Source organism: Pedobacter sp. 22226, from assembly GCF_052045455.1.
GTDB lineage: Bacteria > Bacteroidota > Bacteroidia > Sphingobacteriales > Sphingobacteriaceae > Pedobacter > Pedobacter jeongneungensis.
On sequence record NZ_JBQEPB010000013.1, the window covers coordinates 1 to 11,794 of the forward strand.

10 protein-coding genes and 1 riboswitch are annotated in these 11,794 nt (G+C 39.1%); of the genes, 4 read left to right on the forward strand and 6 right to left on the reverse strand.

The features are described from left to right. Positions 1-359 precede the first annotated feature (359 nt). A complete protein-coding gene (locus tag ACTJKC_RS24040) occupies positions 360-1,637 on the reverse strand; it encodes a voltage-gated chloride channel family protein (RefSeq protein WP_440796037.1) in 1,278 nt (425 codons plus the stop codon). Positions 1,638-1,655: 18 nt separating this feature from the next. Beyond that, a riboswitch (Fluoride riboswitch) is annotated at positions 1,656-1,717 on the reverse strand. 64 nt (positions 1,718-1,781) lie between these two features. On the opposite strand from ACTJKC_RS24040, the gene ACTJKC_RS24045 reads away from it, so the two are divergent. Beyond that, positions 1,782-2,747, forward strand: a complete 966-nt coding sequence (locus ACTJKC_RS24045) for a tryptophan 2,3-dioxygenase family protein (protein ID WP_440796039.1) — start codon at positions 1,782-1,784, stop codon at positions 2,745-2,747. Positions 2,748-2,894: 147 nt separating this feature from the next. Beyond that, positions 2,895-3,959 (forward strand): branched-chain amino acid aminotransferase, encoded by a 1,065-nt coding sequence (locus ACTJKC_RS24050; RefSeq protein WP_344852303.1) that lies wholly within the window; start codon positions 2,895-2,897, stop codon positions 3,957-3,959. A gap of 208 nt (positions 3,960-4,167) precedes the next feature. Here the strand turns inward: ACTJKC_RS24050 and ACTJKC_RS24055 are convergent, their stop codons facing one another. The 5 genes from ACTJKC_RS24055 to ACTJKC_RS24075 form a co-directional block, all read right to left on the reverse strand. After that, positions 4,168-4,632: a DUF4920 domain-containing protein gene (locus ACTJKC_RS24055; RefSeq protein WP_440796041.1), complete on the reverse strand. Its 465-nt coding sequence runs from the start codon at positions 4,630-4,632 to the stop codon at positions 4,168-4,170. 331 nt (positions 4,633-4,963) lie between these two features. Further along, positions 4,964-6,340: a DNA repair protein RadA gene (gene radA / locus ACTJKC_RS24060; RefSeq protein WP_440796043.1), complete on the reverse strand. Its 1,377-nt coding sequence runs from the start codon at positions 6,338-6,340 to the stop codon at positions 4,964-4,966. A 632-nt stretch (positions 6,341-6,972) separates the two neighbouring features. Then, complete coding sequence (locus ACTJKC_RS24065) at positions 6,973-8,523, reverse strand: Rne/Rng family ribonuclease (protein ID WP_113949101.1); 1,551 nt, start codon at positions 8,521-8,523, stop codon at positions 6,973-6,975. A gap of 281 nt (positions 8,524-8,804) precedes the next feature. Then, positions 8,805-9,683, reverse strand: coding sequence for a tetratricopeptide repeat protein (locus tag ACTJKC_RS24070; protein ID WP_440796046.1), 879 nt, complete (start codon positions 9,681-9,683; stop codon positions 8,805-8,807). A 10-nt stretch (positions 9,684-9,693) separates the two neighbouring features. Then, on the reverse strand, positions 9,694-9,996 hold the full coding sequence (locus ACTJKC_RS24075; protein ID WP_025143406.1) for an HU family DNA-binding protein: 303 nt from the start codon (positions 9,994-9,996) through the stop codon (positions 9,694-9,696). 169 nt (positions 9,997-10,165) lie between these two features. Between ACTJKC_RS24075 and mutY the strand changes: the two genes are divergently transcribed. Together mutY and ACTJKC_RS24085 are read left to right on the forward strand one after the other, a co-directional pair. After that, on the forward strand, positions 10,166-11,227 hold the full coding sequence (mutY, locus tag ACTJKC_RS24080; protein WP_440796048.1) for an A/G-specific adenine glycosylase: 1,062 nt from the start codon (positions 10,166-10,168) through the stop codon (positions 11,225-11,227). A gap of 55 nt (positions 11,228-11,282) precedes the next feature. Further along, on the forward strand, positions 11,283-11,720 hold the full coding sequence (locus ACTJKC_RS24085) for a single-stranded DNA-binding protein (protein ID WP_344852298.1): 438 nt from the start codon (positions 11,283-11,285) through the stop codon (positions 11,718-11,720). Positions 11,721-11,794 lie beyond the last annotated feature (74 nt).

Genomic DNA, 11,794 nt, shown 5'->3' on the forward strand with positions numbered 1-11,794 from the left:
GGAGAAATGTATGTCGAGAATTATAGGAGAGCGTCATAAAAGATAAGAAAAACTCTTTATTTGGAGTTTTTCTTAAAATAAATTTGCAATTGTGGTAAACCTAGAATACGAGCGGAGTGGCAACGTAGTCGAGAGATCTGTATTGAGATAGATCTCTCCAGCAAATCGTCACCCTGAACTTGTTTCAGGGGCTTCATGCAAGATAGATCTCTCCATTTCACTGCGCTTCAGTCGAGATGACGAGATTAATTCTGCGTCGATAAGCAAAATCAGCGGGAAACAACAGAATTAGGGTTTCCCGCTGATTTAAAAATATCGCAGATGCATCCCGCAAAACGCTTTACGCTAATCGCCATCCACTACCTCCTCCTCAACAGCAAATGCTTAGGCGACCCAAAAGTCTGCGATTTGTAAATCCCGGTATGGCCCGAAAATAAGTAAGCCATGACACAGGCCAGTGCAATATAAATCCCCGATGCAGTACCAAAAAGCTCTACACCCATAAAAATGCAGGCCAAGGGAGTGTTTGCTGCGCCGGCAAATACTGCTACAAAACCCATTCCGGCCAGTAAGCCAAAAGGTAAAGGGATAAATAAACTTAAGAAACTACCTAATGTAGCCCCAATAAAGAAAAGTGGAGTTACTTCGCCACCTTTAAAACCAGCACCCAGGGTAAGTGCGGTTAAAAACAATTTAATAGCGAAAGTATAATAAGCTTCTTGTTGGGTAAATGCTTCTGATATAACTGGAATGCCCAGGCCAATATAACGTGTATTACCAATCAGATAAATAATTCCGATTAAAATAATACCGCCCACGAATGGCCTTAAAGGCGGATATTTAATTTTTCCAAAAAGCCTGGTCAAACCATGGTTTAAAGCAGAAAAACTTCTGGCGGTAAGTCCGAATAATATTCCGGCACCTAAAGATAGCAATAAATTAACCGAGCCTATTTCTGGTACAGCAGCAATAGCATAATGTGTATGACCAACGCCCCATGCCTTGCAGGCATAGTCGGCAATAACTGCCGTAATAAAGGAGGGTAGGATAGCGCTATAGGTTATACTCCCCACAACAAAAACTTCCAGTCCAAATACTGCTCCGGCCAATGGTGTGCCGAAAACAGAGGCAAAACCTGCACTAATTCCACAAATAAGGATTATTTTTCTGTCCCTTGCTTTCAGTTTTAATAATTTCGTAAACTGATCGGCAAATGCTCCGCCAATTTGTACTGCTGTACCTTCTCTACCCGCCGAGCCGCCGAATAAATGGGTAATAATAGTACCCGCAAAAATGAGCGGTGCCATAATAATCGGGATTACTTTTTTAGGCGATTGGAGTTCTTCAATTAAAAGGTTATTCCCTTTAACCACCGATGCTCCCCAATAATGATAGGTCAGGCCAATCATTAAGCCTGCAAGGGGCAAAAAGGCAATTATCCAAAGGTGTTGCTCGCGGTAATTGGTTGCCCAGGTTAAAGTGCTTAGAAACAGGGCAGAGGCAGAGCCGATAATAACTCCCAATAGGGCAGAAATCAGTAACCATTTTAAGGTGCTTAATAAAAGTAATCCAAAATCGAAACGGATGAAATTTTTAGCAGACAGAAGAAATCCTTCTGTTAATTTTTTAACAGGCATTTTAAATCAATTTTAAATAAAATCGTAGGAGTCATCAGCCTGTCTGGCGGTTTTGGCGGCACCCCATCGCCATCGTTTCAAATGTATAAAATTTAGTCATTTGTTACAAAATCTTTATCACCTTTGTGCAGCTAACTTCAAACCATGGATTTCACACCAGAAATAAAAGATAAACTACACCAACTACAAGAAAAGTACACGGCAATGGGGCAGGATATGGCTTCTTACCTCGACGGATTGTTGTATGCCGATTTCCTAACCTACTGGGATTATATCCACTTAGATACTTTATTAAGCCTGCAAAGTCCGAAAACACCATTTCCTGATGAAGAAATTTTCATCATGTACCACCAGATCACCGAGCTTTATTTTAAGCTTGCACTGCATGAATGTACGCAGATTGCTGAACATGAAAATTTAACTGTCGAATTTTTTACCGCACGCGTAAAACGGATCAATGCTTATTTTAATGCCTTAACCACTTCTTTTGAGGTGATGGTTGATGGGATGGAAAAAGAACAGTTTTTAAAGTTTCGTATGTCGCTGTTACCTGCCAGCGGTTTCCAGTCCGGTCAGTATAGAATGATCGAAATCTGTGCGACTGATTTTATTCGTTTGGTAGATAAATCGAAACGCGAAGAATTAAGTACAGCAACCATAGAAGAACAATTTGAAAATATCTACTGGAAATTCGGCGCAACAGAACTGGCCTCGGGCAAGCAGACTTTAACTTTAAAACAGTTTATTAAAAAATATGCTGCTCAATTTTTACAGCTGGCGAAAGATCGTTCTTTAACCAATTTTTCGTCACTATACCATCAGTTACAGGCCAATGGAGCAGATGTTACGGCTCTTGCTGAAGAATTACGCAAGCTGGATCTGTATGTAAATGTAGAATGGCCATTGTCGCATTATAAATCAGCCGTGCGCTATTTGGAAAAAGATCCTGTTGATGTTGCAGCAACCGGTGGAACCAACTGGCAGAAATATTTGCCTCCGCGTTTTCAAAAAAGAATTTTTTATCCCTTCTTATGGACTGATGAACAGATGGAAGAATGGGGTAAGGGTTGGGTGCTTAGTGTACTTAAAACACTCAAAAACAAAGATTAATATTATAAAAAGCTATTAAAAAAGGCTGTTTTTTACTAATTTGCGCGAAATAATTAATGATTGAATCAGAGAATGATAGAATGATTGAATTGCGTGATGCAAATCCATTCCTTCATTCAAAAATCAGTCATTCAAAATTAAACTAGTATGACCGAGACATTAGATATAAAAATCACTAAAGCAGACGAAACACGTTTAACTGTTACTGATTTTTCGCAATTACCGTTCGGTAAGGTTTTTACCGATCACATGTTTACTGCCGATTACGAAGATGGCGAATGGAAAAATTTACAGATTCTTCCATATGGCCCGATTCCGATGAGCCCTGCAATTTCTGCACTTCATTATGGCCAGGCAATTTTCGAAGGATTAAAAGCTTATCGCCAGCCTGATGGAAGAATCAGCGTGTTCCGTGCCGATAAAAACTTCGAACGTTTTAATAAATCGGCAGCAAGAATGTCGATGCCAACCATTCCCGAAGAAATTTTTATGCAGGGTTTGGCTGCCTTAATCAATGTTGATGAGCAATGGGTACCTAACCAGGAAGATTATGCATTGTATATCCGTCCGGTAATGTTCGCCATGGATCCGTATTTAGGAGTTAAAGCATCTGATACTTATAAATTTGCTTTATTAACTACTCCAACTGGTCCATATTACAGCAGCGCATTAAAAGTGAAGATTGAAACTGAATTTACACGTGCTGATGAAGGTGGCGTAGGTTTTGCCAAAACTGCCGGAAACTATGCTCGTTCATTATATCCGTTTGAGCAAGCTAAAAAAGAAGGTTACGATCAATTAATCTGGACAGATTCTGTAACCCATGAGTTTATTGAAGAGGCGGGAACTGCTAACCTGCTTTTTGTAATTAACGGTAAACTGGTTACCCCGTCTGTACGCAGTACCGTTTTAGATGGCGTTACACGCGATACCATTATTAAACTGGCAAAAGATGCCGGAGTGGAAGTTGAAGAGCGTAGGGTTTCTGTAAAAGAGGTAATTGAAGGCATTGAAAACGGTAGCTTAACCGAAGCTTTTGCTGCGGGAACTGCTGCTACAGTAACACATGTTGGCGAAATGGGCTACAATGGTCAGGTTTATAAATTAACTGATCCATCAACAAGACACATTTCTAATGGCATTGCTAAAAAATTAAACGATATCCGTTACGGTTTGGCGCCTGATGAATTTGGTTGGAACTGGGTTTTGTAATCTGAAACCTTATTAAAGATAGAACCCCGATGCAGAATGTGCATCGGGGTTTTGTTTTTTATTATCGTCATTTCGAGCGGAGTGCAACGCAGTCGGGAAATCTATCTCAAAATAGATCTCTCCGCTCCACTGCGTTTCGGTCGAGATGACAGCGCTTTATGAATGAACCATATTGCTTCTGACCTCAGATTTCGGCTTTCTGACTGCCTTATTTATCCAAAATCACCACACCTTTAGCTTCAAAAGCCATCTCCTTTTTAGGATCTGTAATTTTTGCTACTTCTTCAGGAGATTTTTTAGCATCTTCTGCATAATGACGTAAAGTTTCAACAGAAATGGTTTGTTTTTTGGCCAGGCCATCTAAAACTACTTTTTTTCCAACGATATCCATTGGCATAAAGAAGGCATAATCTTTAAAAGTTACCCGCATCGGATCGCCGTTTGGCATTTCCAACGTCATCCAGCAACCTTTTTTCTTGCACACATCTACTACCTTGCCTTCAATTTTCATATCCACAGTTTTCTTATCACCCATGGCAGCTTCCATTTTGGCGGCAGGTTTTACATCACCAGGTTTTACTTCTTCTCCAAATTTTTGACCAGTGTAAGCAGCCTGTGCAAATGCAAATGCTGTAAACAGGCAAAAGCTCAGGCTTAAAATGATTTTTTTCATCTCTTAGTGATTTATGATTATTCCATTGTTATCTTTTTCAAAGTTATTTAAAATTTTTCTAAATAGTGTTCCAAAAAAAATCCCCGTTAACATCCGTTAACGAGGAAAATCATCCCTATTTTCGTGTATATCACATCCTATGATGTACAACACGATATTATAGGCAAACCTGAATCCAAAAGTATCATTCTTGTTGCATTATGTTGTAATGCAATGGAAATCAGTTGTTTGTATGTTTTTGTTGATTTGGCTGTATGATGTTAAAACTGTGGAAATGGGGAACTTTATCACCAATGCTAAAAAATATGTTGAAATTTTTCCCCAATCTGGCTTAGCCGAAAACAAGACTAAATACTTCTTCTATCTTACTTACCGCTTTAATCTCAAGATTATATTTTTCTTTAGCGATTCCTTTTAAATTGTATTTGGATATATAAATCGTTTCGAAACCTAATTTATCTGCTTCAGCAATCCGTTGTTCAATGCGATTTACTGCCCTTATTTCTCCTGACAAACCAACTTCAGCCGCAAAACAATTCTTTGAGGAAACTGCAATGTCCTGTTGCGATGAAATAATGGCAATTAAAACTGCCAGATCGATGGCAGGATCTTCAACCCTGATTCCTCCGGCAATATTTAAAAAAACGTCTTGCGTGCTTAATCTAAAGCCACAGCGTTTTTCTAACACGGCTAAAAGCATGTTCATTCTCTTGGTATCAAAGCCTGTAGCAGAGCGTTGGGGCGTTCCGTAAGCAGCCGGACTCACTAAGGCCTGGGTTTCGATCAGCATTGGTCTGGCGCCTTCTAAAGTTGCAGCAATGGCAATGCCGCTTAATTCTTCATCACGTTGTGAGAGTAAAATTTCTGACGGATTAGATACTTCTCTTAAACCGCTACCCTGCATCTCGTAGATGCCCAGTTCTGCTGCAGCTCCAAAACGGTTTTTAATTGACCTCAAAATGCGGTAAACATGATGTCTGTCGCCTTCAAACTGCAAAACGGTGTCTACCATGTGTTCGAGTATTTTCGGGCCGGCAATGGCTCCGTCTTTGGTGATATGGCCAATTAAAAATACAGGCACTCCGGTTTCTTTGGCAAAACGAAGCAATTCTGCTGTACATTCCCGAACTTGCGATACACTTCCTGGTGTAGAATCGATATGGGCAGAATGCAAAGTCTGGATAGAATCGACCACCAAAATCTCAGGCTCCAGAATTTCGATCTGTTTAAAAATATTCTGTGTAGAAGTTTCGGTTAAAATATAACAGTTGGACGATGGATTTTCCTGAATCCTTTCGGCCCGCATTTTAATTTGCTGTTCGCTTTCTTCTCCAGAAATATACAGCAACTTTTTCCCTTTTATATTTAAGGCCAATTGCAGCATTAAGGTCGATTTACCAATACCCGGTTCTCCGCCAATTAATACTAAAGATCCTTCTACCAAACCGCCACCCAAAACACGGTCCAACTCTTTATCGCCCGTTAATATTCTTCGCTCAGTTGACGATTGGATTTCATCAACCTTGCTGGGCTTGCTTAATTTTCGACTTGTGGTATCACTTTTCCAGGTAGGTACTGATGCCGGGCTTTTTTCTACAATTTCTTCAACAAAAGTATTCCATTTATTGCATGACGGGCATTTGCCCAGCCATTTTGCCGATTCGTAGCCACAGCTCTGACAGAAATATGCGGTTTTTGATTTTGCCAATTGATTAAAATTTAAGATTACGAATTTAACCTTTCTTGTTGATAAACCCCACAGGTTTAAATCGGGGTTAATGTTATTTTTAATGAGGATAAAATTATGTTCTGTGGTTTTATATATGGGATGTCAGAATTATTAGAAAATTTAAGGGGGTGAGCCGGTCGGTAACTGCAGTCCCGCTATTTGTTCCAATCTTTTTAAACAACATGCTGTTGTGCTGAAGTACAAAGCATCTGTTTTATAGCCTGCAGCTGAAAAGGTTTAAGGGGCTGCAATTAAAAAGTATTTCCACTTCTATCGGGTTTATCATGTGAGTTTGTAGTTTAAAAAAATTTACAGCCTTTGTCCTCCTTTAAAATAAACCTGATAGAACGGAAAGCCCGCATTCCGGTTCTTTACCAATAAACCGGCACTGAATTGACATGGAGGAAGACTTGGAGGGATAGCAGGACTGCTGTACCCGAAATGTGCTGAACCCTGCTTTTCCCATAAAAATAGTGAACTCCGTTGGTCGGGATTTGTAATTTACAAAGGATTAAATTCCTTAGTTCGGAAGCAGGGATTGCAAATCCCGATTAACCTAAAGCAAAAAAGCCCGGATTTTTGGATCCGGGCTTCTGGTTAATGTTTTTAAGTTATAATTTAATCTCTTCGTCTTTAGCAGAGATAAAGTGAAACTCATTTAAATAGTACGATGATTGTGCCTTCACTTTAATCCACTGGCCATATTTAAAGAACCAGCGGCGCTGAAGGTTGAAAATGCCTTTTGTAATATAAGCTTCAATGTAAGGGTGTACGCAAAGGGTTACGCCTTTTTCATTCTGCTCTCTTAAAATATAATTAAGGTTGTTCTCAATATCATCCATTAAAACGATACTCGCTTTAATTTCTCCTGTCCCATCGCAGGCCGGGCATTTTTCTACCGTAACAATATTCATCTCCGGACGAACACGCTGCCGGGTAATCTGTACCAAACCAAATTTGCTCGGAGGCAGAATGGTGTGTTTGGCCCTATCCAATAACATCAGCTCACGCAAATAATCGAATAGCATTTTACGGTTTGTTGGTTTGTGCATATCGATAAAATCGATTACCACAATACCGCCCATATCGCGCAAGCGCAGTTGACGGGCAATTTCTTTAGCCGCCTCTTTGTTTACCTGTAAAGCGTTCTCTTCCTGATTTTCTTTACTGGCAGTACGGTTTCCACTGTTCACATCTATTACGTGCAGTGCTTCGGTATGCTCTACAACAAGGTAGGCGCCACCGGGTAAATTTACTGTTTTTCCGAAAGCATTTTTAATCTGCTTTTCTATCCCGAAGTGATCGAAGATGGGTTCTTTTTGCTTGTACAGTTTTACGATTTTTTCCATTTCAGGAGAAATATCGTGTACATAAGAACGGATATCATCGTACAACTCTGGTGTACTTACGTAAACGTTTGTAAAATCAGGGTTCAGAATATCACGTATTAACGTTGATGATCTGTCCATCTCTCCCCAAACTCTTTTTGAGGGTTCAGTAGAAGGTATTTTTTTAATGAAGTTTTCCCATTTAGCAATCAGATCCAAAAGATCTTTCTGCATTTCGGCAACTCCTCTGCCTTCAGAAACGGTTCTGATAATTACCCCAAAATTTTGGGGTTTAATACTCTCGATAATCTTTTTTAAACGATTACGTTCGGTATTACTTTTTATTTTTTTTGATACAGATATGGTATTGGAGAATGGCACCAGTACCACATACCTGCCGGCAATCGAAATGTCGGAACTTAAACGTGGTCCTTTAGTAGAAATTGGCTCTTTGGCAATTTGTACGGGTAGGAGCATGTTTTTGCTGAGCACATCAGAAATTTTGCCTGCCTTATTAATATCGGCTTCGAGCTTTAAATTATCTAATAATGTGCCTGTAACCGAGCCATTACGCTTGATCTTAGTTAGCTTAATTAAAGATTGCACCTGAGGGCCCAAATCAAAATAATGCAAAAAGGCATCTTTTTCATAACCAACATCCACGAAAGCAGCATTCAGGCCCGGCATAATTTTTTTAATGCGGCCCAAATAAATATCGCCTACGGCGTAGTTATTATTGATTTGTTCTTTGTGAAGCTCAACAAGTTGTTTGTCTTCAATCAACGCTATGGTAACTCCGGCAGGAGTCGAATTGATAATTAATTCTTTTACCAACAGCTACAGATTTAAGGCTTTCGCCTATTAACAAATGGATAGTAAATAAAAAACATTGATATAGCCAGAAAGATATACAATAAAAAAAATCATATAATTGTTTAAACCTCATAGTGTTTACTATGAGGTTTAACTGGCTTAATCAAAATAAGAAACTATTTTTTCTTATGTCTGTTTTTTCTTAAACGTTTTTTACGTTTGTGGGTAGCCATTTTATGTCTTTTTCTTTTTTTACCGCTTGGCATAGTTTTAAGTTTTAAATGTTTTTATTAATCTGTTAATTAATTTTTATTCTTTAGTTCAGCCACCTTCTTATCAATAAAAGATGATAAGGTTGGGTTAGCCGCTAATTTTTTGCTTGCTAAATAAGCATCTACTGCTTCTTTGTTTCTGCCTAAATTTTCTAAGGCGGTGCCTAAGTAGAAATAAGCTTCAGGCGTTGGTGCTTCTGCAATTACAGTTTTAAAACGTGGAATTGCTTTGTCAAACTGACCTGATTTGATAGAGAATAAGCCTAAATTCATATTCGCCTTAACATTTTTAGGTTCTTTAGCCACCACTTCGAGCAACATCGCAATACCTTGCATTGGTGCACCTAAGCCGTTTACTATTGTTACACCTAGGCCTGTTTTAGCTTCAATGTTTGCAGAGTCTTTCTCTAATGCATTTTTGTAAGATGTATTGGCTTTCTGCAATAAAGCAGGTTGTGCCAGGCTATCTTGTGTACTTTCAAAGGCTTTTATAAACTGGTTACCAGCTGCCAACCACGATTTTGCTGATGGTTCGCCCTGGGCAACAATTTCTAAATAAAGGGCAGACGGCGTAATTTGCTCCACATCATCCCATTTCTGGGCCAGTTGTTTTGCAACTTCGATCTTTTCTGCACCATTAGCACCTTTGTAGGTGTTTTCTAAAGCCGTAATATCTGTAGCCAGGTTTTTGTTGATTACATTTTTTGCAGCAGTAGATGATGTTTCGATGTTTAGTGCCGATGAAGAAGCAGCAGCTGCAGTACCGGCCATTGGACCGTTTGCAGGCATTTTGCCGTTTTCTTCAGTTGGTTTTACTAAACCCTTAATGTCTCTGGTAAATAGAAAGGCAACAAGCAATACAATCGCTCCAATAATGATGGTTTGTTTTGATCTGATGCTGCTATTCATAAATTAAGACTTAGGCTTCTACGTTAATTTTTTTTGAATTGCTTTTCACTTTGTCAACAAATACTTTTGCTGGTTTAAAGCTTGGAACAAAATGTTCCGGGATAATTATTGCAGTGTTTTTTGAGATATTTCTCGCAGTTTTTTGCGCTCTCTTTTTAACAACAAAGCTTCCGAAGCCCCTAACATATACATTTTCACCGCCAATCATGCTGGTTTTGATAACCTTGAAAAATGCCTCAACTGTTTCCTGTACATCAACCTTCTCAATTCCGGTTTTTGTTGATATTTCTGAAATAATATCTGCCTTAGTCATATTTTATTATTTATTATATTATGTGTTTTAATATTACTACTGTTTTGGGGTTGCAAAAGTATTGCTTTTTAATGAGATAGGGAAATAAAAGATGATTTTTTTATCTCCAGACTTATCACCCGATTGCAAGTTTTTTTTAAATCGGATAAATACACCGTAATTTGCAGTAATGACATTTCAAAATGAACTCATCAATTGGTATCTGCTAAACAAGAGAGATCTGCCCTGGAGGCATACCAATGATGCTTATACCATCTGGTTATCAGAGGTTATATTGCAACAAACAAGGGTAGAGCAGGGGCTTCCTTATTTCAATAAATTTTTAGAAAATTTCCCTACCGTTAGTGATTTTGCCGGTGCCACCGAGGCTAAGGTTTTAAAGCTCTGGCAGGGTTTGGGCTACTATTCTAGGGGTAGAAATATGCATGCTACGGCGCAGATTGTGGTGAAAGATTACCACGGAGTCTTCCCAAACCTGCACGATGAGCTGATAAAGTTAAAGGGAATTGGCGAATATACAGCGGCTGCAATCTCCTCTTTTTCGTCTGGAGAGGCGCGTGCTGTGGTAGATGGAAATGTATTCCGGGTGTTATCCAGGTATTACGGAATCGCTACTGCAATTAATTCTCCGGCAGGTAAAAAAGAGTTTTTTGCGCTTGCTAATGAACTGCTTTACCGGGATGATCCGGCATTGTATAACCAGGCTATAATGGAATTTGGGGCCATGCAATGCAAACCTAAATCGCCTGCCTGTGGCATTTGTCCGCTTAACCAAACCTGTTATGCTTTTAACCACAAAATGGTAAATGAGCTTCCGGTTAAGATAAAAAAAGCCGCGCAAAAGCACCGGTACATCAATTATTTTGTGTGTTTTGATGGCGGGCAGGTATTGGTGAGGGAAAGGCAGGCTGGCGATGTCTGGCAGCATCTGTACGATTTTCCGGGCATAGAAATGCTTACACATGAAGATACGGATAACGGGCTCTTGGTAGATCAGGTAAAAAACACTTTTGGAAACGACGCATATTTTGAGTTTATCAGTGCCAAAAAACATATATTAACACACCAAATAATACACGTTCAATTTTTTGCGTTAAAAAATTATATATTTAACTTTAATAAACAAAAGGAACTTAATTGGGTTTCTTTAAATAAGTTAGATGAGTTACCGCAGCCAAAAGTAATCCACGATTTTGTACAGGAATACTTTTTTAGTGATAAAATGGAGTAACTAACCATCTTGGCTGAGTATATTTATTAAACGAAACAACTAACCAAAAATATTTATGTCTGGGATTAACAAAGTTATTTTAGTAGGCCATTTAGGCAAAGACCCTGAAGTACGGCATTTAGACGGTGGCGTAACAGTAGCCAGTTTTCCGTTGGCTACATCTGAAACGTACAACAAAGACGGTAAGAGAGTAGAGCAAACAGAGTGGCATAACATTGTATTGTGGCGCGGTTTGGCCGAAGTAGCTTCTAAATACCTGCAAAAAGGTAAATTGGTGTATATAGAGGGAAAGCTGAGAACAAGATCCTTTGAAGACAAAGAAAAGGTTAAAAAATATGTAACAGAAATTGTTGCCGAAAACTTTACCATGCTGGGCAGAAAGAGTGATTTTGAACAAAGCCCCACTACGCCCACGCATCAAAATACCGAATCGAAAATTGAAGATGAATTTACCATTGGCCCATCGGATGAAAGTGGAGACCTTCCGTTTTAATTAAAAAATATCAATCTAATACAGAGAGCTGCCTGGGGGTGGCTCTTTTTGTTTAAACTCCTGAGTTAACGTTG